Raw genomic sequence first — 25,880 nt, 5'->3', positions numbered from 1 at the left:
TTTTTTGTTCATATTTATGTTTATTATACTTATTTTTTATCATCTGTATTATCGGATGAATATTAAGCATATTACTAAACAGTTAGAGGAAATTATGAATCTAAAAGATACCAATCAGCTGCTGACAGTAGTAGCAAAGCAAAGAGATATTACTAATCTGGTTAATCAGCTCAATAAGTTAATACGAGATATTAGACTATCTCGTATACATATTAAAAGATTAAACAAGAATTTTAGACAGAGTATAACTAATATTTCGCATGATTTACGAACTCCACTCACAACTGCTAGTGGATACGTTCAAATGCTCCAGACAAGTGTTACAGAAGAAGAATACAAAGAGTATTTAGCAATAATATTAGAACGGCAAAATATGGTTAAGATACTACTGGAACAATTATTTGAGTATGTACGTATTGAATCAGGTGAGATTACTTATGAACATGTGCCTATAGATGCAAAAAAAGTTTTGGTAGATACACTTACCATGTACTATGATGATTTTTATAAAAAGGGACAAGAACCAACTGTTCATTTGCCAGAAAAACCATGTATAATACAGGGAGATGAACAGGCAGTAAAAAGGATATTTTCAAATATTTTATTTAATGCAATTGTACATGGTAATGGGGGATATTGGTTTGAAATCCATGAAGCAGATAGTAGTTATATATTTACTTTTTCTAATCTTAGTGAACCCATGGCTAGGGATGATTTAGATTATATTTTTGAGCGTTCTTATACGAAAGATAAATCTAGAAATAAAAAAACTACAGGATTGGGGCTTACAATAGCCAAAGAAATTACCGGACGGTTAAATGGAACAATAGAGGCGTTTTATAATAATGGCAAATTCTCAATATATATTTCATTTCCTAAAGTTTAATAAAATATATCATCACTTTACAAGTAATTTAAAACTACCACAAAATGCAATGTACCAAATACCTCATATTAATACTAATATTGATAGTAAGTAATCCATAAATTATTTAAGGTCTTATTTTTTAAAAAATTTGAAATGTTATTAAAAATAAATGTGAATTACAAATTATAGGCTGTTATTATTTTTATTGTTAGTTAGTACTTAATATGCTATATTAAGTATATATAAAATAAGGTTGGTGAGTTTTATGGAACATGTTAAAACAATAATAAAATATACTGAAAACAAGGATTCAAATGTGTTTAGATTTTTAGTTGTTTCAATGTTTTTTACTTTATTTTTACTAATGCCTAAAACAGTTTTAGCAGATAGTTTATCCTATAAGGTGTTTCCAACTCAGCAAAACATATCTGTGGACAAGTCATGGAAAATATTATTTTCAGATAATATAGATTCGAGTTCAGTAAATAGCAATAATATTAAAGTTATTGATGAAAATGGGAATAATATTGATGTTGATATGACATTAGGAAAGAATTATATTACTGTAAGCCCAAAAGAAAATTATAGTTCTGGAGAGAATTATACTCTATATGTAAGCAATATAAGATCAACAAGTGGAAATGTTTTGAAAACACCTGGCATGATGAAATTTTCAACTTTGAATAATGTTTATGAACTTGAGGACACTCATAGCTATAAAATTACGGATACTTTTACAGTTACATCTAAAAAAGCTACAAATGTTGACTTGACATTTAATGTTGGGGCTCAAGGTGATTCTCCTTATCAAAAGGATTTGAGCACTGAGGTTTCAGGTGGAAATGCAAAAATAACAGATGATGATTTTTCTCATAAGAAGATGACTGCATCGGCATATGTTAAACCCGGAGAAGGTGTAGAATATCAACTTACAAGAACAGTTGAAAATAGTGGAATAAAGTATACAGAAGATTTATCGAAAACATCTAATGACTATAGCAAGTTTAGTGATTACAACGAATATACTTCACCAGAGCAAAATGTAGAAAGCACTTCAAAACAAATAAAAGATAAGGCATCGGAACTTTTTTCTGGAATAGATAATCCATATTATAAGGCAAAAAAGGCATATGAGTTCGTAAATATGTATATGACTTATGATTCAAATAATGCTAATAAAGGCGCTTTAAACGCTCTTCTGACTGGAAAGGGCGTTTGTGAGGATTATGCAGAATTGTTTACAGCACTTTTAAGAGCATCAGGGGTTCCTGCAAGGATTGTGACCGGGTATTGGGTTAATTCTGGAGAATTTAGTAGTAGAACAAGTATAGATCCATCAAATGATGCTCATGCATGGGCAGAATACTATCTTCCAAGTTATGGGTGGATAGTAGTGGAGCCAACTAATGAATATTTTTATAATAATAATAGGGTAATAGATTACAGCTATTTTTCAAATTTAAGTGATTCCGGTCATTTCATAGAGGGCTATACACCTCAAGGTGATAACAAGGATTCTACCTTGTATTATTCATATACTGAGGGCAGTGGAGTAAAAGTAGATAGAAAAACAACCATAGAAATATTGGACAAGTAGGTTATATGACTGATTTAAATTTAATAATTATATAGCAGGACTTTAAAAATACGATTTGGGAGGATGCCATATGGGGTTAAAAAAATATTTTAAATTCATGATAATTTTTTCTATTCTATGTTCCACATTATTTTTGGCAGGTAGTTTAAACACTGTATTTGCGGATGATTCAATTACAAGTATTAATATACCAAAGGATAATTCATTTAATAATATTTCAAGTTTTAAATATGGACTGCTTAAGATAGAGAAGGATGGACTTTATGGATTAGCTGATAGTAAAGGGAGAGTTATATTGAAGCCTCAATTTATATCTATTGACAGCTTTAATAATGGAATTGCAAGAGTTAAAAAAGGATCAAAATATGGTTTTATAGATAAAACGGGAAAAGTTATTGTAAATCCTCAATTTGATAACTTATATGATTTCAAGAATGGATTTGCCGGGATTTCTATTAATTCAAAATGGGGATTTATAGATTATACAGGCAAAGTTATAGTTTCACCACAGTTTGATAATGTCTATAGTTTTGAAGATGACAGGGCCAGAGTAATGATAAATGGTAAGTATGGCTTTGTAGATGAAAATGGTAATCTTATCATTTCACCTCAATTTGATGATGAATGTGATTTTGATAATGGTATAGCACCTGTAAAAAAGAATGGAACATGGGGAGTTATTGATGAGACTGGAAATTTTAAAGCTATGCAGTTTGATAGAATGAAAGCATTTAAAGATGGAATTGCACCTGTACAAGAAGATAAAAAATGGGGAATTGCAGATAAAACGGGAAAAATCATAGTACAACCTCAGTTTAATAATGTATATTTCTTAAATAAAAATCTTATAGCTGTTTCAAATAATGATAAATATGGAATTATAGATAGAACTGGCAAAACTGTTTTGGACGTAGAGTATACTAATATAACTCAGAATAATGATGGAAATTTTGTAGTTGTTAAGGATGGACTAAAAGGTATTGTTGACCGGGATGGAAAATTTTTGATATCACCTAAATTTAATGATATCTCTGATTATCATGAAGGAAAAGCTATTGTAAAATACAGTGAAAGAAAATATTTTATAAATGAAGATGGAAAGATAAATTATAAACCCAGGTATGAAGATATATATTCATTTAAAGATGGATTGTCTAGAGTATTTGATGGATCAAAGTATGGATTTATAAATAGAAAAGGGCAGACTGTAATTGATCCAAGATTTGATTATGCTTCTGATTTTAATGAAGGAACTGCAGTAGTGAAAATAAACGATAAATGGGGTATTGTGGATAGACTTGGTAATACCGTGATCGAACGCAAATATGATTATGTTTCTAATTTTGCAGGCGGAGTTGCTGTGGCTGAAAAGGATGATGTCTATACTATATTTATTAATAAAGATATTAGTTATTTAGCTAATAGTCAAGATGTCAATCGATATAAAGAATGGAAGATAAAATTTAATAGACCTATAGATATTGGAAAGAGTAACAATACGGATGATGATGATAATTATGGTGATGATATAGTTGATAATATTAGTGTTAAAGACAGCAGTGGAAATGAACTTAATTCGAAGTTGGTTTATCAAGATTCAAGGAGTGTTATTATAGAACCTCCGTACTCCGGGTATGATATTGGTAAAGACTATACTATTACAATATTAAATGGCATAAAATCTAAAGATGGGAAGACATTAAATCAAAAACTTATAGAAAAAAATTTCACTGTAGACTATAAGTAGAATACATGTAATATAAATACAATTAATACAAGAATAAGTATGTTGAGTTTATGCGAATAAACGCTCTATTTATTACGAAAATACAGCATTTACATTAATATTTCGTTGAATAAATTCTAACCAAATTAATTTGATTTTACAACTCTATTATGATATATTAAATTAGAAAATGAAAACTTATTTATATTTAACTATAATTTAATAATATATTATAGTTGATTTGAAATTGATATTTAAGCGTTTGTAGTAATTATAGAAGCTTGGAGGTATATAATGGTAAAAAAAGTACAAAAAACAAAAACAAGCAATGTTAGCAAAGATGCTAAAGCAGATGTTCCAACAGTCCTTTCACTTGTTGATCATGATCAACTTATAATGTCTGATGTTCAGAAGGAAATATTGAAAGATGAAATAGATGAGCTTCCCCCAATAAAAGAAGGAGAGTTAAATGTATCTGGTATTTATGCTTATGATTTAGAGGACAAATTGGAAGTTAAAGCTTACATAAGAAATGGTTATTCAAAAAGTATTGCTTTAAAATACATACCATTTATTTTATTGAATTCTAAAGGTGATAAATTGGCTTATCAGATGTTTAATTTAGAGGAACTTGGCGAGATTCCATCTGGTGCGGCAAGACCAGTAAAGCTTTATTTTGAAAAAAAGAACGTATATGTAGATAAAATTCCTTTGAATGGTTGGAAAATAGCTTTTGATGCAAGGCTTAAAGCTCTCAAAAAAGTTAAGGTGTCATATCAGGATTTACCAGTAATGGATACGAATAATAGGATGGTATTGGAGAGCTTCTTGGACGAACTTCCTGACTTAAATGAAGGTGAGTTTAGTATATCTAAATTTAGTATAGGACTTGATACAGGTGGACATATATTAGCTACAATTATAATGAGGAATGCTACTTCTAAACCTATCAAATTGGAAAAGATGCCAGTGAGTATAAAAGATCAGAATGGAAATGTTGTAAAATCTAATATATTTGAACTTAATAATTTTGTAGTAAATCCGCTTAAGGCAAAGATGTGTAATTTTGTATTTCCTACAAATATAAGAGTACAGGAGAATATATCATTAGATGACTGGGAGATTTTATTTAAATCAGAGCCTTTAGCCAAGGTACCGAAAAATGCACAAAATTAAAAAAAGACACTTTAAGCTATCTTAAAGTGTCTTTTTTATATATAAAAATTTTACAAAAGTACTTGTAATTTTATCAGATAATGTAGTAAGCTTTAATTACAAATATAGAATATATTAGCTTTTAAGGATGAAATATAAAAGAAGGTGGATATGTGAAAAAATTTAGGTTTGGATTTAGGTGTATATTAGCAATTTTTGTAGTAGTATTCATTGTAACCTTCCAAAATAGTGTACAGGCTGATTCAGTTATTGATGAAGCTAGATATTATATTGAAAACTATTATGTGGAACCAGTCTCAGATAATGTTTTAAATGCAGCTACTATACAGGAAATGATTAAGCAATTAAATGATCCGTATTCTGAATATTTTTCAAAGCAGGAACAGCAGGATTTTGTGGATTCCATAGATAATAAAATGTGTGGAATAGGCGTATACATACAAGTTGTTAAGGATGGAGTGTTAGTCAATAATGTAATATCTTTATCCCCGGCAGAGAAGGCTGGTATTAAATCAGGAGATATAATATTATCTGCTGATGGAAAGTCACTTGTCGGACTTGACTCTACAGAAGCATCTTCCTATATAAAAGGCAGTGAAGGGACATCTGTTAAACTTGTGATAAAAAGAAATGATAAAGAGTTTGATTTTACTGTTGAAAGAAAAGAAATAAGTGTACCTACTGTAACTGGAAAAGTACTAAATGGACATACTGCTTATATTGATATAACTTCTTTTGGTGAAGATACTTCTAAGCTATTTACAGAGGAGTTACAAAATTTAAGGATGCAAAATCCGGACAGTTACATAATAGATTTAAGAAATAATGGTGGAGGTTATATGTCAACTGCATTAGATATAGCTGGTAATTTTGTAGGAAAACAGCCAGCAATAACTGTAGAGGATAGATCGGGAAGCAGGGTTAGATATCTTGCATCTGACAAGGGAAGCATAATTGATAAACCTGTAATATTTTTAACTAATAAGAATACTGCAAGTGCATCGGAGATTTTATCGGCTGCAGTGAAGGATTATAAGAAGGCGTTTTTTGTTGGAAGTACGACCTATGGTAAGGGAGTAGCTCAACAGATATTTGGATTAACAGATGGAAGTTATTTGAAACTTACTGTTGAAAAATTCTTTTCACCTATGGGTAATACTATACAAAAGGTTGGAATATCTCCAGATTTCAAAGTAGATGATGATAATTTGTCTTTAAAGGTGGCTGAATTATTGTCCGGGAAATGTGTAAAAACATATGATAAATCAGGGTATATTAAGGCAAACATAAATGGAACAGATTTTGAAATTAATTTAAATACTGCAAAGGATGATTCACATTGGACTGCATTTAAGTATATAATCGAAAATGTGGATAAAAGTAAGATTTATATAGGAACTGATAAAGGATGGATTAAGGCACCAGAAGAATATTTTAATAATGTATATCAGTTTTTATATTCAGATTATAAGATTTTAACTGCATCGAACAATAATGAAAAAAATAAAGTGTTTACTGTAACTTTTAATAAAAATTTAGATTCAGATAGTTTAAAAGATAATTCAAAATTTGAAATTATAGATGCTAACACTGGTGAAAGAGTAGCTTTTGATATTAAAAAAATTGCTGGAAATAAGATAAATTTGGTACCAAAGAATAACTTACAAAGTGGTGAAACTTATCTAGTAAGAATTTTTGGTACTTTGAGACCTTTTTCAGTTAAATAATATGTAATATTTTAAAGGTGTTTAATTAAAAATAGTATAAAAAATTCTTTATAAAACTCGCTGTATGAACATAATAATATATAAGAAGGTAATCACACATTTTAAGGAGAATATAACTAAATGAATTTTCAATCATTATTTTTAATTGCATTGGCTCTTTCATTAGATGCTTTTGGAGTAGCATTGGCTATAGGTTTTAGCCATGATATAGATATAAAATATAAAATTAAATTTATACTTTCCTTCGGAATTTTTCAATTTTTATTTTCATTTATTGGATCATACATAGGAATATTGTTCAATAAATACGTAACATCTATCCCCCAGATAATAGGAGGAATGTTAATAGTCATCGTTGGAATTATGATGCTTAAGGAAGGACATGAGAAGAGAAATAAATCTATTTTGGTAAAACCAGAGATGTTTGTAATACTCGGAATATCAGTGAGTATAGATGCAGCCGTTATAGGATTTACAATGTTTAATAATATATCAAATAATTTTATCATACTGAAATATACAATGTTTATAGGGATTGTGACTCTAATTATGTCTAGTATAGCATTTTTAATTGCAAGATTTTTAAAACGCATTGAGATATTGAGTAAGTATGCAGATTATGTGGGAGGGGCAATACTTATTCTATTTGGACTTAAAATGATACTCTTGTAGAAACTTGAGGTGATATTGTTTTGAATACAAGTAGGTATTTGAAAGAACAAGGATTAAAGGTTACTAAAGCTAGAGTAAGTATATTTAATACTTTACTTGAGAGTGAAAAAGCAATTAGTGCCGAATGTATATTTGAAGAGTGTAAAAATAAAAATGAAAATATAGATTTGTCTACTGTCTATAGAACTCTTGAATTATTTGAAGATAAAAATATAATAATAAGATTTAATCTGGATAAACAAAGGTATGTTTATGCAATTAGAAGGGAACATCACAAACATATATTAAGATGTATAATGTGCAACAAAAAAATAGAAATAGATTGTCCTATGCAGGAGGTAAAGCAGATTATTAAAAATAATACTGGTTTTGATTTATTTGATGAAGGATTAAAAACAAATATAAAAGGTATTTGTGAAGAGTGTCAAAAAAAAATAAAAAGACAGAATAGATAGGTACAACTATTCTGTCTAGTTATTTGAATACGATTTATCGGGGTATATTTTTTTCATTCTCCATGTACCACTATTGTTTTTCTCTAAGAATATATCATATGTTAATCTCCTATGTGGAGATTTATATGCCAGACCATCTACTTTCACTACAGCCATTTGTCCGTTTGAAAATGATAGTTTTGTACTATTAACATTTGATAACTTATAACGATTAAATATTCCTGTGGTAATATAATATTGAGCGGCATATTCGATGTTTTTGCATTTGCTGCCATGATAAATATGACTTGCAAGTACAAAAGATGAAAGTGTTAGTATAATTAATATCAGTGTAAAGATTTTTTTCATATTATCCTCCTAAAATAAGTTTCATTAACAATATAATAACCAAAAAATGTAAATAAGTAAATGTTTTTTAATTTAACAAAGGACTATATGTCTAGAAAAACACGGTATGATGAGGTGAAAAAATGAGGATTGAATCTATAAATAGAGTAAAAACGGATGAAATATTAGCAAAAAATATACTTACAAATGAAGGACAGGTTCTTTTAAGGTCAGGAGTTAGATTAAATCAATTATATATAGATAAATTAAAAAAATTGGGTGTATTTTATGTGTACATATATGATGACAGACTTGATGACATAGGAGTTGAAGATGAAAAACTCATGGAATTAAAACAAAGTGCAATAAAAAGCATGAATGGTATAATAAAAAATATTCATTCTTGTAATGGAAAAGAATTTAAAAAGTCTTTGTATAATGTTGAAAATTTAATAGATTATATAATAGATAACGCTGATGTGAATAGTAGCTTATATGACATACAGACCTATGATAATTATACATTTGTACACTGTTTAGATACTTGTATAATGTCAACATTTTTGGGTATAACTTGTAAGTATAATCAATTTGATATAAAAAAGCTTGGTATGGCTGGAATATTACATGATATAGGTAAAATTGAAATACCTATAGAGATTCTCAATAAAAATGGTAAATTAACTAATGATGAATTTGCCGAAATGAAAAAGCATCCAACCTATGGGGTAAAATTGCTTAAAAAGATTGTTTTAATACCTGACTCAGTGATCAAGGCTGTTGGGCAGCACCATGAAAGAGTAGATGGGAAAGGATACCCTTGTGGACTTGTTAGTCACCAGATAAGTAATTTTGCAAAAATAATATGTATATGTGACGTATATGACGCAGTTAGTAATGATAGGTGCTATAGAAAAAAATTTAGTCCTAATGATGCTTATGAGTTAATACTTGCAGGTAGTGGTACGAGCTTTGATGAAGATACAGTTGAAAATTTTAAAAATACGTTTTCAGTATATCCGCTTGGATGCTGTGTCAGGCTTTCAGATGGAGTAGAAGGATATGTAGTAAGACAGAATAAAGGATTTCCTGACAGGCCGGTTGTAAGGGTCCTATATGATATAAATACTCATAACCCGGTACCTTTTTATGAAGTGAATTTAATGAAAAATACCAATATTGTAATAACCAAAGTAGCTAATTAATATTTTTTAATGAACCTAAATTTTGGAAATCCTGGTTTACGCATAAGCTAAGCTTAGAATTACAAACCCTATATATGAGATTTATGTATGCTTATAAGTAATTATATTTGGAGAAGAAGATATGGAGAAGATTATAAAAGGTCTAATAAAAAATTTATCTAATCTTTATAATTATAACATTATTGAGTTTGATTATGGGATAGATTTAATCGGAAATTTTGGCGTTTTTAAAAATAATGGCGATAGTTCTGTTGTTATATTTTTTTCAGAGTTTAATTCTAGAGATAAATTGGATAAAGCCGTATTTAAGAATCTATTGGAACGTAAATTAGATTGTAATAATTTAAATTTAATCGAGGTTTCACTCGTAAGTAAGTTAGATCTTGAGCATTACAGAAAAATCAATTCACAATGTGGATTAATTTTAATTGATATTGTGCAAAAAAATATAATGTGTTCAGATCCATCACTTAACGAAATAGCGAATCAACTTGGAACTTGCATGAATAATATGATAAGGATTAACAATCGTAACCCTTCGAAAAAAATACCTATAATTACATATATAATTATAGTGTTAAATATAATAGCATATATATTTACGGCGTATTTATCTAAAAATATTGCAGACAGTAATATAAATGTACTTGTACTTCTTGGTGCAAAAGTTAATAGTCTCATATCACAAGGACAGTATTATAGATTGATTACATGTATGTTTTTACATGGGGGGATTATACATATTGCTTTAAATATGTATGCTTTAGTTGCAATAGGAACTCTTGTTGAGGACATATATGGAAAGACAAAATACACAATTATATATTTTATATCGGGCTTAATATCATCAATTTTTAGTTTTGAATTTTCACAGAGTATATCGATTGGAGCTTCAGGAGCTATCTTTGGATTACTTGGAGCATCTCTAGTATTTGGAATTAAAATGAAGGATAGGATACATAAAGACTATATAATTAATGTTTTATCTGTTGTAGTTGTAAATTTAATAATAGGATTTTCTATGCCTAATGTTGATAATTTTGGACATATAGGTGGTTTAATTGGCGGGATTATAATTTCATATGTGTTATTTCCTAGATTGTAAAGTATAGGGTTTGTAATCTAAGCTTAACTTATGCTCCGGCCGGGATTTCCAAAATACGTCACGTAAAAAATTTCTAGTAAGTGTAAGCTTGCGCTTAAAAAAATCTAAGCAGATTTTATAAACTCGCTTCACTCAAACATATAAAATTCACTAAGATTTTTAAGAACGCTTTACTAACACTTACTACAAAATTTTTTAATGTGCCTTAATTTTAGAAATCCCGGCCGGAGCATAAGTTAAGCTTAGACTTGTAAATCCTATGTAAGGTTTGTAATTTGAAAGTTAATTTAACCTTCGGGGGATGAACTAACTTTTTAACTATAAATCATATGTACTTGTTTCTTTAACTTTTTTTCTTGAAGATATTCTTAATAGAAGATAGCAGACTGCTGACATTTTGCTTGCCAATTATTTTAGACATATTAGTTACAGCTTGTTTGCTCAAAAGGAGTATATTTTCCCTACCCTCCCAGTTTTCCAGTATGATTTTTTGTGGTATTTCATTTATTATACAATTCAATATGAAAAATACTATAACCACATCATCAATTTGTCCTATAAAAGGTATAAAATCTGGTAGTATATCAATTGGGCTTGCAAGGTAGGCCACTGCACCTGCTATCATTATTTTGATCTTACCTTCAACTCTTTTATCTTTTAGTAATCTCCATAACAATATTGTTATGTCGGGAATAAACATTGCATATTGTATTATATCTTCATATTTATTAGGTATTTTGTTTGAAATTTTGTCCCTTTTCTGTTTGTACTTATCTGTTATGATAGATTTTTTGATTTTTTTTTAAAATCGATAGTAGACTTATTTGGATCATATATTATATTATTAGTGTATATTTCTAAGACATTCTTTACTACAGTTATTTTTTTGATTTTAAGATTAAAATATGGTATAAGTTTATATATTAAATTTAAATCTATAGTTAAAGTATCCTTATTTAATTCTATTCCATATTTGGAATAATCATTTAATAATTTCTTCAAAAAAACGTTTTTTACACTACTCAGCATACCTATCTTTGAAACATGTAAACTAAATATTTTTAGGTTTATTATATCATTGTAAATATTTCCAATTCCGATTTTAGCTTGAAATGGAACTACAAGCTTTACTTTATAAGTTCCCCTAACAGTAAATATATCATCTATATCTACGCTGTCTATTTTTAGATCATTTATTTTTACGTAATCATTTATAATTTCGAGTATATCTTGCCCGGTTAAAGTAAATTTAGCGGCCGAAACCTTCATATAAATTCTCCCTTCTTGATACTTATAAGTAAAGTATACAATAAAAATTAATCATCTTCTACTGTGAAAATTATGAAGTGTTAATTCATAATACGCAATATATGCATATTACAAATTTAATATTCCATAAATTACTTTAGCAAATTTTATGATTTTTATTAGACTAAAAAGCAAAAATACTATAATATTTTTAAGTAAAGGGAAGAGTATATAAATATTATTGCTTTGGAAAGGTGAAATTTAATGAAGAAATATAAAAATAAACTATGGATAATTCCAATAGTTACAGCTATCTTATTTGGGGCGACTTTAATATTTACCAACTTCTCAAGTAGAACCACAAATTATAAACCTTATGTATCGTTTTTAGAGGATACATCAAATAAAAAAATAGCTAATGTATATATTGGTGACTCATCAAAAATAACAATAAAACTTAAAGACGGAAAAACATATCAGACAGATAATCCAAGAACAGATAATTTTAAAGAAGACTTGTTAAAACAAAATATAAATGTTTCCGAAGATTTGCCAGTAAATCTAGTAACCTTAATACCATCTTTGGGACTTATAGCTTCAATAGCTGTTCTTATATTTATGGGAGTAAAAACTTCAGCTAAGAAATCAAAAAAAGCTATGTCAGTTGAATCAATGGAAGCTTTAGTGGCAGAAGATAGTGATTATACATTTGAAGATATAGCAGGCAATGAAGAGGCAAAAGAAAGTGTACAGGATATAGTTGATTTCTTAAAAAACCCAGAAAAGTATTCATCATATGGTGCTCGAATGCCAAGAGGTGTGATATTGTACGGGGAACCAGGAACTGGTAAGACCCTTCTTGCCAAAGCAGTTGCCAGTGAGGCAAATGTCCCATTTTATGCTGTCTCCGGTTCAGATTTTATACAGGTTTATGTCGGAGTAGGGGCAAGCCGTATAAGACAACTATTTAAAAAAGCAAGGGAAAGTAGCAATGGAAAAGCAGTTATATTCATAGATGAAATTGATGCCATAGGTAAAAGGCGAGATGGTGCAAAATCAACAGGTGGATCTGATGAAAGAGATCAGACCTTAAATGCACTTTTGACGGAGATGTCAGGATTTAAAGATAGCCAGGGTATTGTTGTTATGGCAGCAACAAATAGACTTGATATGCTGGATCCGGCTCTTTTAAGACCGGGAAGATTTGATAGGCACATAGAGATTATGCTTCCTGACAGGTGTGCTAGAGAAAAAATTATAAAACTGCATTTAGCCAATAAACCTGTTGGTAATATAGATATATGTGAATTGGCACAAAAAACTTCCTATTTTTCGGGAGCCAAGATAGAAAATTTGATGAATGAAGCAGCAATACTGGCTTGCAAAGCAGATAGTAAACTTATAGAAAAAGAGCATGTAGATAAGGCTTTTTCAATAATTCTTGCCGGGTATGAGAAAAAGAACAGAAGCTATATAGAAGATATAGATAAAAAAATAACGGCTTATCATGAAGCTGGACATGCAATTGTTTCAATGAAAGTTCTTCCAAATGAAAAGATATCAAAGATAACTATTATACCAAGTACAAAGGGTGCTGGCGGATATACATTGAGCATTCCAGAGGATAGAATGTATCAAAATAAAAGATATTTAAAAAATAGAATAATGGTATTGCTTGGTGGAAGAGCAGCTGAAGAAATTATATTTGGAGAAGAATTTATTACTACAGGTGCACACAGTGATTTGAAACAAAGTACTAAAATAGCAATTAATATGATTACACAATATGGAATGGGAGATACTCTGGGGCTTTTAAACGTGGATGAAATTTCAAACTTGAATTTAAATCAGGATGATGTTTTAGGAGAATGCAAGGAATTTGTAGATTCCATTTATAGTGATGTAAAGAAACTACTTATATTAAATAAGGACAAGCTTGAAAAATTATCGAATATGTTATTAGAAAAAGAAACTTTGAATTCAGAAGATATAGTATTATAATTCTAGAATTTTCATAGGGTAATAAATATAAAAATGCGTAAGCTATATATAAAGTCATATTGACTAATTAATGAGTATTGAGAGGAGCTGATAGAGGAATGTGTCATCTGCATAGAAGAATTTTTATAACAACAATGACAGCTGGAGCAATACTTGGTGCTACTGCAATGAGAATGATGTTTATGCCCGAATTTGATGGATCAACTAAAAGAAGAATGAGACGAACTGCAAGAAGTGTGAGAAATGCTGCTGAAGATGTATTTGATGATATGAGAAATATTATGAGGTAACTAAAAAAATTCAATAAATTGTATACCCTTGCGGCATTATGCTGTAGGGGTATATAGCTTTTTTGATCTATTTATCAAAAATATTCGATAATTCTACATATATAAAATAAAAAAGAGTGTTTTTATAAAATTTTCTATATTATTGCCGTAAATATGGTATAATTAATTGAGTACATTACGAAATCTTTAAAAGATACAATTTCATTGTAAGCAATATTGTAGTAAGGGAAGATGGATTTATGGAGATATTATCTTTGGGAGAAAAGATAAAAAGAAGAAGAAAATGCCTTAATATGACATTAAAAGACTTAGCTGGCGATAGAATAACACCCGGGCAAATAAGTCTTGTTGAATCTGGAAAATCAAATCCAAGTATGGATTTACTGGAATATCTGGCAGATGCTTTAAATACTTCAATAGAGTATCTTATGGAATCAGAGGAAACTCAGGCTGAAAAGATATGTGTATATTTTGAAAATATAGCTGAGTCATATATTGTAAATGGCGATTTAAATGAAGGAGAAAGGTATATAGAAAAGGCTTTATATTATGCAGAAAAGTATAACCTCGAATATAGAAAAGCAAAGAACCTATATCTGAGAGGTATAATGTACGTAAAGAAAAGTGAATTTGCCCTGGCACAACAGTTTTTTCTATCTGCTAATGTACTGTTTATAAAACATAATAATTATGAGGAAATAATTAAAACGTTTGTAAATCTAGGTAAAATTACTATGAAGCTGAAGGCGTATCAATCTTCGTGCAGTTATTTACAGCAAGCAGAAAATGTATACAATGAAAATGTCATAGGAAATGATTTTTTACGTGGAGAAATATATTATTGTCTGGCTAGTGTGTATTTTAAATTACAAGATCTGGAGAAATCTATAAACTATTCATACCTTGCAAAAGAAAAATTTAGACAACTCAATAATAAAGATGAATATGCAAAAACTCTTTTACTTTTGGCTGAGGATTACAATAAAAAGGGTGATGTTAACAATGCCATAAAATATTCTGAAAAGACTCTAAATGTATACAAACAGATGAGAGATATTAGTCGTATAGCTTGTATAGAAAATAATTTAGGAAAATTATTTTATGAGTTTGATAATATTGAGGAGTCATTTTTACATTTAAAAAATGCTAAAGAGTTAAAACTTAGGACAAAGGATAAAAGTGTAGTTAATACTCTGGTAGATATATGTGAAAATTATATAAAATTGAAGGATATTGAAAATGCGAAACTTACTATAAATGAAATAATGGATAATATCGACGATGGAAGTGACATTGCTCTGGTAAGTTATTACCTGCTTAAATATAGAATAGACATAATGGAATCAAATTTAAAGGAAGCAGAAAACACTCTGATTATGGCGCTGAATTTTGTAAAAAAAATGAATTATGCCAATGAAACTGCAAAAATATGTATAATGATAGGAAAATTTTATATAGATAATAATAGAGATAAAGAAGCTGCTAAATATTTAAATGAAGGCGTGGAAACTTTTAAAAAAATTGGTGTATTAAAACAGTCTTAATTTGGATAGGTGAGGAATATGGAAATACTTTCTACTGGTGAAAAAATAAAAATGGCTAGAGTCTATAAAGGATACACGTTAAAAAAATTATGTGGTGATAAAATATCTGTATCTAAGATGAGCTGTATTGAAAATGATAAAGTGGTCCCTGAGAAATGGATATTGGATTTTATTGCAAAACAGCTTGATATTGATAGTGATTATCTTAAGCAGGATGTTAAAGATCAGATAATAAAAAATGTAAAGTATATAACAAGTTGTGGATATTCAAAACATTATGAAAAGGAACTGAAATATAATCTTAAGTTCGCAGAAAAGTATCATTATAATGATGTTTCGTTTAATATAATGCATTTTCTATTTAATTATTATTTAAAAAACCTTAAAACTGAAAAAATACAACTGATTATATCTAAATATTATGACTGTTGGCATAATTGTTTTAATGATGAAAATAAGATTGTATATTACATGGATATAGCTATGTTTTTTTTTGCTACAAAAGAATTTTCTCAAGCTTCAAATTATTATAATAGTGTAAAAATGATGGCTCAAAATATGGAAAATTATGAACTGCTTGCGAGAGCTACATATAATGAAGCTGCTTGTTATATTATGCTTGAAGACTATGAAAAATCGTATGATATAGCGTTAAAAATGGTTGAACTTATTAAATACATGAAGGATTCTGATAAAAAGGCAGAAGCTTATCATATGCTTGCTATGTTGTCACTTAGAAAGAATATGAGTAAATTTGAAGAATATGAAAAAATGTCTTACGAATTATATAAAGATGATATGGTGCATAAAGCTCAGGCTATGTATAATTACAGTGTTGTTATGTTTGAAATTGGTCTCAGAGAAAAGGCTATAAAGTATATAAGTGATGCTGTAGTTTATTATCCAACAGAAAATAAGAATTGTTTTGTTAAGTTCTTGCTCACAAGTGTAAAAAAATTAATTGAGAATGAGGTTTTGGATGAAGCACAGGAAATATGCGACAAGGCACTGAATTATGCTATAAACTTAAACAATATAATTTTAATAGAAAAATCATACCATTATAAGTCATTAATATTGCAAAAACAGGGTAAAATGGATTTGGCGGAAATGTATATGAATTTATCATTAGATGCATTACTTAAGTTTGCTAATAATAGAGAGATTTACAAGAGATATATTGAGATGGGCGATATGTATTATAAGATTGGCAATGTAAGGGAATCAATAAAGTATTTTAATTTTGGTATAAAACTTGAAAAGAAGATATGATTTTAATATTATAAATATGAATTGAATTATATCATAGTAATAATAAATTACTATGATTTTTTGCTATGTATTTAACTTAGAGTTGAATATGATCTATTTTTGGCTATAATATACTTATTGGAGGTGTTGTTGCTGTGAATATTGAAAAATTAACTACAAAAGTACAGGAGTCTTTGAATGAAGCCCAGCTTATAGCTGTAAAACACAATCATCAACAAATAGATACAATTCATCTTTTTGATGCATTGATATCGCAAAAGGATGGACTGATCCCTAATATATTTGAGAAAATGGGAGTTAATATAAAGGGTATAAATAACGAGACAGAAAAGGTTCTTGAAGGAATGCCTAAAGTTCTTGGTGAGGGAGCTCAAAATTCATCAATATATGCCACAAGAAGATTTGAAGAAATATTTGTGAAAGCTGAAGAAGTTGCAGATAAATTCAAGGATACTTATATTAGTGTTGAACATGTTATGATTGGAATCATGGAAGTTAAATCTCCTGAAACTGATAAGATTTTAAGAGAATTTAATATAAATAAAAAAGATTTCCTAAGTACATTGTCCAAAATAAGAGGCAATCAGAGAGTGGATACTCAGGACCCAGAAGGTACTTATGAGGCTTTGGTGAAGTATGGAAGGAATTTAGTTGAAGAAGCTAAAAAACATGGGTTAGATCCTGTAATAGGCAGGGATGATGAAATAAGACGGGTGATAAGAATATTATCTAGAAGAACCAAAAATAATCCGGTTTTAATAGGCGAACCTGGTGTTGGTAAAACTGCTATAGTAGAAGGATTAGCAGAAAGAATTGTAAAGGGAGATATACCGGAGGGGCTCAAAAATAAGATTATTTTTTCACTTGATATGGGTGCACTTATTGCGGGAGCTAAATTCAGGGGCGAATTTGAGGAAAGGCTAAAGGCTGTTTTAAAAGAAGTTGAAGAAAGTGAAGGAAAAATAATACTCTTTATAGATGAGATTCATACAATAGTTGGAGCAGGAAAGACCGAAGGATCAATGGATGCTGGTAATTTAATAAAACCACTTCTTGCAAGGGGAGAACTTCATTGTATTGGAGCTACAACTTTTGATGAGTATAGAAAATATATAGAAAAAGATAAAGCGCTTGAAAGGAGATTTCAACCGGTAATAGTTGATGAACCTACAGTGGAGGATTCTATATCAATCTTGAGAGGACTTAAGGAAAAATTTGAAATATATCATGGAATAAGAATACACGATTCGGCGATAGTTGCCGCTGCAAAGTTGTCAGATAGATATATAATGGATAGATTTTTACCTGATAAAGCTATAGATCTTATTGATGAAGCGTGTGCAATGATAAGAACTGATATAGATAGTATGCCAACTGAAATGGATACAATAAAAAGGAAGATATTTCAACTTAAAATTGAAAAAGAAGCTCTATCTAAAGAGAAGGATACAGCATCTCAGGAAAGACTTAAAACAATTCAAAAAGAACTTAGTAATTTAAAGGAAAAAGATAATGAGCTTACTTTGAAATACGATAAAGAAAAATCACAAATTACAGAGGTAAGAAATTTAAAGGAACAATTGGATAATGCAAGAGGTCAAATAGAAAAAGCTGAAAGAGAATATAATTTAAATAAAGTTGCTGAGTTAAAATATGGAGTTATACCTAAAATTGAAAAACAGATTAAGGATAAGGAAGCATTACTAAAGGAAAATAATGAGGGTGCAATGCTAAAAGAGGAAGTCACAGAGAAAGAGATATCCAGTATAGTATCTAAATGGACAGGAATACCGGTATCAAAATTAGTTGAAGGTGAAAGACAAAAATTATTGAGACTTGAGGATGAACTTTCAAAAAGAGTTATAGGACAAAAAGAAGCAGTTGTTGCAGTATCGAATGCTGTTATGAGAGCCAGAGCTGGTATGAAGGATCCAAGAAGACCAATAGGATCATTTATATTTTTAGGACCTACTGGAGTTGGAAAGACAGAACTTGCAAAGACACTAGCAAGAAATCTGTTTGACAGTGAAGAAAACATGATAAGAATAGATATGTCTGAATATATGGAAAAGTATTCTGTATCAAGGCTTATAGGAGCACCTCCGGGATATGTTGGATATGATGAGGGTGGTCAGCTTACAGAAGCAGTTAGAAGAAAGCCTTATAGCGTAATATTATTTGATGAGGTGGAAAAGGCTCACGATGATGTGTTTAATATATTCTTGCAGATATTAGATGATGGAAGACTTACCGACAATCAAGGGAAAACAGTTGATTTTAAGAATTGTATCATAATAATGACATCAAATATAGGAAGCAGCTACCTTCTTGAGAACAAAGATGAAAATGGTATAGAGAAAAGTATTAGAGACAGGGTAATGCAAGATATGAAGCTTAAGTTTAAACCTGAATTTTTAAATAGGATTGATGATATAATACTTTTCAAACCTTTATCTACGGATGAAATAAAGGACATAATAGATATTTTTGTAGAAGACATACAAAAAAGGCTAAAGGATAAAAATATAATACTAAGAATAACTGAAACTGCTAAAAGGCTTATGGCACGTGAAGGCTATGATCCAATATATGGTGCAAGACCCCTTAAAAGATATATAGAAAATACTCTTGAAACTGAAATTGCAAAACAAATAATAGCAGGTAAAATATTCAATGGATCTACTGTAAGTGTTGATGATATTGATGATAAAATTGTAATTAAAAATGTAAATACTGGCTTAACCGAATAATTATTTAAAATACAACTGCAATCTTAATCTTGCAGTTGTATAGGGTTTATAAATGAAAGCTTAAGTTATACTCCAGCTGACGTTTCCAAAATTCGTCACCTAAAAAGTTTTTTAATGTGCCTACACTTTGGAAATGTCAGCTTATGTATAATTTAAGCTTGGAATTATAAACCCTATATTTTTGTTGCATATATGCAATAAGATGCATAATAGCAACATACTTTTATGTAAAGCTATACAATTGTATTTTAAAACTGTTGCTATTATGCACCAATTAATTTATGTAGAGAATTATATAAAAGTAAAAAAGTATTGATTTTAGTGACTTTACCGATAAGAATGTATAATGGCATGATAATTGCTTTTTATATAAATAAATTCCTAAGGGGGGATAGAATTATGAATGATAAAGAAAAATTTGAAAAAATAATTTCCGGGACTTTAAATATAAAAGATATGAGTAAGTTAAAGGATGAGATGGGTCCGGATGAAATAGAAAGCTGGGATTCGTTAGCTCATGTTGAACTTGTGTCAGGGTTTGAAGATAATTTTGATATAAGTATAGATGTTATAGATGTATCAAGAATGTACACTATTGGTGATATTAAAAAAATATTGAAAAAATACGGAATAGAAGTATGACATTTACAGACTATATTTTTGAATCTTCGTCTAAATTAGATAAAACAGCAGTTATAGATAAAACCGAGATAAGTTATCATGAAATATATCAGGGTATAAATTATGTTACAAATTTATTAGTAAATAAAGCTTGTGGTAAAAACGATAGTGTGCTTATAATATCAGAAAACTCTTTATTTTTCATAAAAACTTACTTTGGAGTTATTAAAAGTGGTAGTATTTGTGTTCCAGTGAATCCTGCTATTTCAATTAACGATATGGAGTATATAATTAAATCATTAAATATAAAAATGATATTTGTTCAGGAAAGATACAAGGAAAAGATAAATAGCTTAATTGAAGAAGATATTGAAATCTATACTGAAAATGAGCTCTTTAACTTAAAATATATTGGAGAACCTGAAGTGAGAAATGATGTAGACTTAAAAGATGATACGGCACTTATAATGTTTACTTCCGGTTCGACTGACAAACCCAAAGGGGTCATGCTAACTCACTATAATTTAATATATAATACGTCTTCTATAATAAAATATCTAAAATTAACGAAGGGTGATAGAATAGAAGTTGTTTTGCCATTTTACTATTGTTATGGTACATCGCTTTTAAATACGCATTTTAGATGTGGAGGAAGTATTGTAATAAATAATAGATTCATGTTCCCACAGACAGTTTTAGAACATATAAATAAATACAATTGTACAGGTTTTGCAGGAGTCCCAAGTACTTATCAAATACTGCTTAGAATGACTAACATAAAAGATATTAAATTCCCTTCTTTAAGATATATAACTCAAGCAGGTGGAAGACTTCCGGAAATTTTTATATCAGAATTAGCTTCTATACTGGGGAAAACTGATATATATATAATGTATGGACAGACTGAGGCCACTGCCAGGCTTTCATATCTTCCTCCAGATAAATTAAAGAGTAAATTAGGTTCAATTGGTAAGGGAATTCCCGGCACAAAACTTATGGTTTTAAATAAAGATGGTATAGAAACAGGAGTAGATGAAGTCGGAGAAATAGTAGCTGAAGGTGGCAATATAATGACAGGATATTTTAATGACAAGACTTCAACTGATAAGGTATTAAAAAATGGGTTATTATATACTGGTGATATTGGGAAAAAGGATGAAGATGGCTTTATATATATAGTATCAAGAGAGAAGAACATAATAAAGAGTGCTGGAAATAGAATAAGTCCTAAAGAGATAGAAAATGTGATAGTTGGAATTAAGGAAGTCGTTGAATGTGCTGTTATCGGTGTGCAGGATGATATATTAGGTGAGGCAATTAAAGCATTCATTGTGTTAAAAAGTAATAGAATGAATATAAATTCAAAATATATAATTGACTACTGTAAGGAGAAATTACCGAATTTTAAAGTACCAAAGTATATTGAGTTCTTAACAGAACTGCCCAAGAATTCATCTGGAAAAGTACTTCTTAAAGCTCTAAAGGACAGAGAAAAAATGAAATGAAACAGGTGATATGTGTATGGAAAATCATCAATTGCTGGAAGATATTATATTAGGCACCCAGTTTAAAATCAATCAGAATGAAAAGGAAAAGATTTTACTTAAAGTGTTAAGGGATGAATTAGAACACAATATGGTAAACCAAAATATAAGGAGTATGTATAGAAAAAGCGACATCGATATTCCTAAGATATCCTCATTAGAGGAAATACCATTTATACCTGTAAATATGTTTAAAGAATTTGATTTACTGCTGTGTAATGAAAAAAATATTGTTAGGGTTCTTAATTCAAGTGCTACTACAACGGGTAAACCAAGTAAAATATATTTGGACAGGATGACATCAATTAGGCAGTCACAGGCTTTAATTTCAACACTTATAAGTTTTATTGGAGGCAATAGAAGGCCTCTGCTTGTAATAGATAATGGTGATGTGAACAGCAGAAAAAATACTTTAAGTGCCAGAGGAGCAGCAATCAGAGGGGTAAGTAATTTTGCAAGTGAAATAACATACGTAATGGATAAAGATGGCGAGGATCTTAAAATAGATATGGATAAACTTCAAACCTTTCAGAGAAAATATGCTGATTCGGAGATATTAGTTTACGGATTTACATATATGATTTGGACGAAATTTGTGAAGGTATTAAAGGAAAAAAATATAAGATTGTCATTTCCGAAAATGAAATTATTACACAGTGGAGGATGGAAAAAGTTAAAATCTCAAAGTGTGTCAAAGGATGAATTTATAAGGACTACTTCAGAGGTTTTTGGAACTGATCCTAAAAATATAATAGATTTTTATGGTATGGTTGAACAAGTTGGAGTGGTGTTTTTAGACTGTGAATGTGGTTATAAACATATTCCAGATTTTGCAGATGTTATAATTAGGGACTTTAACACCCTGAAAGAAGTTGATATTGGACAAACCGGTATTATAGAGGTTATAAGTACACTTGGTTCAAGTTATCCATCTCAAGCCATTCTAACAGAAGACATTGGTGAATTAATTGGAATAGATACATGTAAGTGTGGTAGAAAAGGTAAGTATTTTAAATTTAAGTCACGTATTGAGAGAGCTGAGATACGAGGATGTGGAGACACATTTGCAGAGAGGGTGAATAAGATTTGATAGATTGCTATTCATTAAATGGGAAGATATATAAAAATGCATTAAAATTAAGGGATTTTACTAATATAAAGAGGAATTTAGAAAAAAATTTTAACAACCTTAGAAATCTCCCTCATGAGGTTATTGTTTTAATATTTGATGCTTATAGTAAAAAATTAAGTCTGAATAGAGAAATTTTAAAAATAGAGGGAGTACCTTTTTTATCATTTTATTTAAAAAAAGCAAATATCAATAATTTAATAAAAAGTAGTATTAATAACGCAGAGTGCCTAGATAAATTTGTGGATATTGGGAATGGAAGATTTATAAAGGCACAAGCCAGAGGAATTGTATGTCATTGGATAGCAGGTAACATACCGACTCTTGCAATTTATTCACTACTTCAGTCTCTAATATCTAAAAATTTAAACATTATAAGAGTTTCCAAAGAAACTATAGATATAGTAGTAAAATTATTTGAGTTTTTGGATGATATAAATGTTGAATATAATGGGAAAATATACTCGTCAGATATACTGATAAAAAGCGTTTCTATTGTTTACTTTGAAAGCAGTGATAAAACTTTAAATAAAAGTATGTCATTAACTGCAGATGCAAGAGTAATTTGGGGTGGAGAAAATGCTGTAAATTCATTGACAGTAACTCCTAAAAAAACTACTTGTAAAGATCTTATTTTTGGACCAAAATATTCTTTTGCCGTTTTTGATAAAAGTGCTGCTGAAGGAGATAAACTTGAAGAATATTTGTCACAGTTTGTAATGGATATGGTTTTATTTTCACAAAAAGCTTGCTCATCTCCGCATGTATTATTTGTAGAAAAAAGTAAAATTAAATTAGAACAAATTGTATATATTTTGTCACAGTGTCTTGCCAGGATAAATAATAGATATCCTAATATTATTGACCAGAGTACGGCAGCAAAAATAATAAATAAGAGAGGGATATATTTATTAAGTATTGATAAAAATTTAAAATCCTCTAAAGGTCTTGAATATACTATTTTAATAGATGATAATTTTGTGCTGGAAGAACCGATAGGTGGGAGGTGTATATTTGTAAAGCAAGTAGACAGTATATTTGATATAAAAAGTTTAATTACGCGAAGGATTCAAACGATAGGAATAGCAAGTGATGATAAAGATAAAATATTTAAATTTGCGGATGAAGTAAGTGCCCGCGGAGTTAATAGAGTAGTTAGTGTTGGAACAATGAATAGTTATGGTTACCCCTGGGATGGATATTATATGATAAATGAACTTTTGAGATGGTGTTTAGTAAATATTGAATAACTTATAACTAATATCAACTATAATTTTACATAATTAGATTAATAATTGTTATGATTTTATTGATAATTGATGTATAATAAAATAAAGATTGTTAAAAAAATATTTATTAATGATTGTTAGGAGGATTACTTATGGGAAAAGTAGTTATAGCAAGTGCTGTTAGAACAGCAATAGGAAAATTTGGAGGAACATTAAAAGATGTTTCAGCAGTTGATATGGGAGCAGCAGTTATAAAAGAAGCATTAAAGAGGGCAAATGTAAATTCTGAGAATGTAGATGAAGTTATAATGGGAAATGTACTGCAGGCAGGACTTGGACAAAATCCAGCAAGACAGGCACTTATAAAAGCAGGAATTCCAGAAGAAGTACCGGGATTCACAATAAATAAGGTTTGTGGATCAGGACTCAGGGCAGTCAGCCTGGCAGCACAGTTAATAAAAACCGGAGACGAAGATATTATAGTTGCTGGCGGAATGGAAAATATGTCGAGGGCCCCTTATATATTGAATAAAGTAAGATGGGGCGAGAGAATGGGAGAAGGAAAATTAGTTGATGAAATGATACAGGACGGATTATGGGATGCATTCAACCAGTATCATATGGGAATAACAGCAGAAAATATAGCAGAGCAGTGGGGAATTACAAGAGAAATGCAGGATGAGTTTTCATTATCTTCACAACAAAAGGCAGAAGCTGCAATAAAGGGTGGAAAGTTTAAGGATGAAATAGTTCCAATTACAATAAAGACTAGAAAAGGTGAAAAGGTATTCGATACAGATGAATTTCCTAGATTTGGTTCCACAATTGAGGGATTGGCAAAATTGAAACCATCATTTAAGAAAGATGGGACAGTTACAGCAGGAAATGCATCAGGTATAAATGATGCAGCGTCAGCTTTAGTAATAATGAGTGAAGAGAAGGCAAAGGAACTTGGTATAAAACCTATGGCAACCATACTTTCATATGGAACAAGAGGACTGGATCCAAAAATAATGGGATATGGACCATTTTATGCAACAAAAAAAGCTCTGGAAAAAGCTAATTTAACTATTGATGATATGGATTTGATAGAAGCAAACGAGGCATTTGCAGCTCAAAGTTTGGCAGTTGCCAGGGATTTGAAATTTGATATGAGCAAGGTTAATGTAAATGGAGGGGCGGTAGCACTTGGACATCCTATTGGAGCATCAGGAGCTAGAATACTCACTACATTACTTTATGAAATGAAGAAAAGAAACTCTAAGAAAGGTTTAGCAACACTTTGTATAGGTGGTGGAATGGGAACAGCTCTAATTGTTGAGATGGAGTAGTTTAAAAGGTTAAAAACTAAAAATTTAACTGTGCTGTGCACCATTTTGGGCTGCAGACCTAGA

Annotated in this window: 22 protein-coding genes; 19 read left to right on the top strand and 3 right to left on the bottom strand. The window is 29.7% G+C overall.

Annotated features, from left to right (window positions below; all coding sequences use genetic code 11):
• Positions 1 to 94 precede the first annotated feature (94 nt).
• The 7 genes from D4Z93_RS11620 (at position 95) to D4Z93_RS11590 (ending at position 8,221) form a co-directional block, all read left to right on the top strand.
• Positions 95 to 886 (top strand): sensor histidine kinase, encoded by a 792-nt coding sequence (locus D4Z93_RS11620; protein WP_243105943.1) that lies wholly within the window; start codon positions 95 to 97, stop codon positions 884 to 886.
• A gap of 247 nt (positions 887 to 1,133) precedes the next feature.
• On the top strand, positions 1,134 to 2,465 hold the full coding sequence (locus D4Z93_RS11615) for a transglutaminase-like domain-containing protein (RefSeq protein WP_162920302.1): 1,332 nt from the start codon (positions 1,134 to 1,136) through the stop codon (positions 2,463 to 2,465).
• 70 nt (positions 2,466 to 2,535) lie between these two features.
• Positions 2,536 to 4,212, top strand: a complete 1,677-nt coding sequence (locus D4Z93_RS11610) for a WG repeat-containing protein (protein ID WP_119973709.1) — start codon at positions 2,536 to 2,538, stop codon at positions 4,210 to 4,212.
• A gap of 273 nt (positions 4,213 to 4,485) precedes the next feature.
• On the top strand, positions 4,486 to 5,367 hold the full coding sequence (locus D4Z93_RS11605) for an SLAP domain-containing protein (protein ID WP_119973707.1): 882 nt from the start codon (positions 4,486 to 4,488) through the stop codon (positions 5,365 to 5,367).
• Positions 5,368 to 5,519: 152 nt separating this feature from the next.
• Positions 5,520 to 7,094: a S41 family peptidase gene (locus D4Z93_RS11600; protein ID WP_243105942.1), complete on the top strand. Its 1,575-nt coding sequence runs from the start codon at positions 5,520 to 5,522 to the stop codon at positions 7,092 to 7,094.
• A gap of 120 nt (positions 7,095 to 7,214) precedes the next feature.
• On the top strand, positions 7,215 to 7,766 hold the full coding sequence (locus tag D4Z93_RS11595) for a manganese efflux pump MntP (protein WP_119973703.1): 552 nt from the start codon (positions 7,215 to 7,217) through the stop codon (positions 7,764 to 7,766).
• Between the two features lie 20 nt (positions 7,767 to 7,786).
• The gene (locus tag D4Z93_RS11590) at positions 7,787 to 8,221 is read left to right on the top strand and encodes a Fur family transcriptional regulator (protein WP_119973701.1); all 435 of its coding nucleotides are present in this window, start codon (positions 7,787 to 7,789) and stop codon (positions 8,219 to 8,221) included.
• Positions 8,222 to 8,236: 15 nt separating this feature from the next.
• Here D4Z93_RS11590 and D4Z93_RS11585 read toward each other — a convergent pair whose 3' ends face one another.
• A complete protein-coding gene (locus tag D4Z93_RS11585) occupies positions 8,237 to 8,569 on the bottom strand; it encodes a hypothetical protein (RefSeq protein WP_119973699.1) in 333 nt (110 codons plus the stop codon).
• A gap of 122 nt (positions 8,570 to 8,691) precedes the next feature.
• Here D4Z93_RS11585 and D4Z93_RS11580 point away from each other — a divergent pair, with 122 nt between their 5' ends.
• Positions 8,692 to 9,753: an HD-GYP domain-containing protein gene (locus D4Z93_RS11580; RefSeq protein WP_119973697.1), complete on the top strand. Its 1,062-nt coding sequence runs from the start codon at positions 8,692 to 8,694 to the stop codon at positions 9,751 to 9,753.
• A gap of 121 nt (positions 9,754 to 9,874) precedes the next feature.
• Entirely contained in the window at positions 9,875 to 10,858 is a 984-nt protein-coding gene (locus D4Z93_RS11575; protein ID WP_119973696.1) for a rhomboid family intramembrane serine protease, read from the top strand.
• A 343-nt stretch (positions 10,859 to 11,201) separates the two neighbouring features.
• On the opposite strand, the gene D4Z93_RS11570 is transcribed toward D4Z93_RS11575, so the two are convergent.
• The gene (locus D4Z93_RS11570; protein ID WP_207666741.1) at positions 11,202 to 11,483 is read right to left on the bottom strand and encodes a YkvA family protein; all 282 of its coding nucleotides are present in this window, start codon (positions 11,481 to 11,483) and stop codon (positions 11,202 to 11,204) included.
• A 152-nt stretch (positions 11,484 to 11,635) separates the two neighbouring features.
• Complete coding sequence (locus D4Z93_RS11565; protein WP_119973692.1) at positions 11,636 to 12,127, bottom strand: hypothetical protein; 492 nt, start codon at positions 12,125 to 12,127, stop codon at positions 11,636 to 11,638.
• Between the two features lie 243 nt (positions 12,128 to 12,370).
• Here D4Z93_RS11565 and D4Z93_RS11560 point away from each other — a divergent pair, with 243 nt between their 5' ends.
• The 10 genes from D4Z93_RS11560 to D4Z93_RS11515 all read left to right on the top strand — a co-directional run bounded on the left by D4Z93_RS11560 (position 12,371) and on the right by D4Z93_RS11515 (position 25,817).
• Positions 12,371 to 14,107 carry an ATP-dependent metallopeptidase FtsH/Yme1/Tma family protein gene (locus tag D4Z93_RS11560; RefSeq protein WP_119973690.1) on the top strand — a complete coding sequence of 579 codons (1,737 nt, stop codon included), beginning with the start codon at positions 12,371 to 12,373 and terminating at the stop codon, positions 14,105 to 14,107.
• A gap of 98 nt (positions 14,108 to 14,205) precedes the next feature.
• On the top strand, positions 14,206 to 14,397 hold the full coding sequence (locus D4Z93_RS11555; protein WP_243105941.1) for a YtxH domain-containing protein: 192 nt from the start codon (positions 14,206 to 14,208) through the stop codon (positions 14,395 to 14,397).
• Between the two features lie 239 nt (positions 14,398 to 14,636).
• The gene (locus tag D4Z93_RS11550; protein WP_119973689.1) at positions 14,637 to 15,941 is read left to right on the top strand and encodes a helix-turn-helix domain-containing protein; all 1,305 of its coding nucleotides are present in this window, start codon (positions 14,637 to 14,639) and stop codon (positions 15,939 to 15,941) included.
• An 18-nt stretch (positions 15,942 to 15,959) separates the two neighbouring features.
• Positions 15,960 to 17,213, top strand: a complete 1,254-nt coding sequence (locus D4Z93_RS11545) for a helix-turn-helix domain-containing protein (protein WP_119973687.1) — start codon at positions 15,960 to 15,962, stop codon at positions 17,211 to 17,213.
• Between the two features lie 134 nt (positions 17,214 to 17,347).
• Entirely contained in the window at positions 17,348 to 19,963 is a 2,616-nt protein-coding gene (clpB, locus tag D4Z93_RS11540) for an ATP-dependent chaperone ClpB (protein WP_119973685.1), read from the top strand.
• A 399-nt stretch (positions 19,964 to 20,362) separates the two neighbouring features.
• Entirely contained in the window at positions 20,363 to 20,605 is a 243-nt protein-coding gene (locus tag D4Z93_RS11535; protein ID WP_119973684.1) for an acyl carrier protein, read from the top strand.
• Positions 20,602 to 22,089 carry an AMP-binding protein gene (locus tag D4Z93_RS11530; RefSeq protein ID WP_119973682.1) on the top strand — a complete coding sequence of 496 codons (1,488 nt, stop codon included), beginning with the start codon at positions 20,602 to 20,604 and terminating at the stop codon, positions 22,087 to 22,089. The genes D4Z93_RS11535 and D4Z93_RS11530 overlap by 4 nt, the downstream gene beginning before the upstream one ends.
• A gap of 16 nt (positions 22,090 to 22,105) precedes the next feature.
• On the top strand, positions 22,106 to 23,218 hold the full coding sequence (locus D4Z93_RS11525) for a LuxE/PaaK family acyltransferase (RefSeq protein WP_119973680.1): 1,113 nt from the start codon (positions 22,106 to 22,108) through the stop codon (positions 23,216 to 23,218).
• Positions 23,215 to 24,507: an acyl-CoA reductase gene (locus D4Z93_RS11520; RefSeq protein WP_119973678.1), complete on the top strand. Its 1,293-nt coding sequence runs from the start codon at positions 23,215 to 23,217 to the stop codon at positions 24,505 to 24,507. The genes D4Z93_RS11525 and D4Z93_RS11520 overlap by 4 nt, the downstream gene beginning before the upstream one ends.
• 131 nt (positions 24,508 to 24,638) lie before the next feature.
• Positions 24,639 to 25,817, top strand: coding sequence for an acetyl-CoA C-acetyltransferase (locus D4Z93_RS11515; RefSeq protein ID WP_119973676.1), 1,179 nt, complete (start codon positions 24,639 to 24,641; stop codon positions 25,815 to 25,817).
• Positions 25,818 to 25,880: the final 63 nt, after the last annotated feature.

Source organism: Clostridium fermenticellae (assembly GCF_003600355.1).
GTDB classification, from domain to species: domain Bacteria; phylum Bacillota; class Clostridia; order Clostridiales; family Clostridiaceae; genus Clostridium_AV; species Clostridium_AV fermenticellae.
This window is presented reverse-complemented; position numbering and strand designations above follow the sequence as displayed.

Coding starts and splice junctions, on each gene's coding strand:
- D4Z93_RS11620 (WP_243105943.1), top strand. CDS start 95: ATGAATCTAAAAGATACCAATCAGCTGCTGACAGTAGTAGCAAAGCAA.
- D4Z93_RS11615 (WP_162920302.1), top strand. CDS start 1,134: ATGGAACATGTTAAAACAATAATAAAATATACTGAAAACAAGGATTCA.
- D4Z93_RS11610 (WP_119973709.1), top strand. CDS start 2,536: ATGGGGTTAAAAAAATATTTTAAATTCATGATAATTTTTTCTATTCTA.
- D4Z93_RS11605 (WP_119973707.1), top strand. CDS start 4,486: ATGGTAAAAAAAGTACAAAAAACAAAAACAAGCAATGTTAGCAAAGAT.
- D4Z93_RS11595 (WP_119973703.1), top strand. CDS start 7,215: ATGAATTTTCAATCATTATTTTTAATTGCATTGGCTCTTTCATTAGAT.
- D4Z93_RS11585 (WP_119973699.1), bottom strand. CDS start 8,569: ATGAAAAAAATCTTTACACTGATATTAATTATACTAACACTTTCATCT.
- D4Z93_RS11580 (WP_119973697.1), top strand. CDS start 8,692: ATGAGGATTGAATCTATAAATAGAGTAAAAACGGATGAAATATTAGCA.
- D4Z93_RS11575 (WP_119973696.1), top strand. CDS start 9,875: ATGGAGAAGATTATAAAAGGTCTAATAAAAAATTTATCTAATCTTTAT.
- D4Z93_RS11570 (WP_207666741.1), bottom strand. CDS start 11,483: ATGATAGCAGGTGCAGTGGCCTACCTTGCAAGCCCAATTGATATACTA.
- D4Z93_RS11565 (WP_119973692.1), bottom strand. CDS start 12,127: ATGAAGGTTTCGGCCGCTAAATTTACTTTAACCGGGCAAGATATACTC.
- D4Z93_RS11560 (WP_119973690.1), top strand. CDS start 12,371: ATGAAGAAATATAAAAATAAACTATGGATAATTCCAATAGTTACAGCT.
- D4Z93_RS11555 (WP_243105941.1), top strand. CDS start 14,206: ATGTGTCATCTGCATAGAAGAATTTTTATAACAACAATGACAGCTGGA.
- D4Z93_RS11550 (WP_119973689.1), top strand. CDS start 14,637: ATGGAGATATTATCTTTGGGAGAAAAGATAAAAAGAAGAAGAAAATGC.
- D4Z93_RS11545 (WP_119973687.1), top strand. CDS start 15,960: ATGGAAATACTTTCTACTGGTGAAAAAATAAAAATGGCTAGAGTCTAT.
- D4Z93_RS11535 (WP_119973684.1), top strand. CDS start 20,363: ATGAATGATAAAGAAAAATTTGAAAAAATAATTTCCGGGACTTTAAAT.
- D4Z93_RS11530 (WP_119973682.1), top strand. CDS start 20,602: ATGACATTTACAGACTATATTTTTGAATCTTCGTCTAAATTAGATAAA.
- D4Z93_RS11525 (WP_119973680.1), top strand. CDS start 22,106: ATGGAAAATCATCAATTGCTGGAAGATATTATATTAGGCACCCAGTTT.
- D4Z93_RS11515 (WP_119973676.1), top strand. CDS start 24,639: ATGGGAAAAGTAGTTATAGCAAGTGCTGTTAGAACAGCAATAGGAAAA.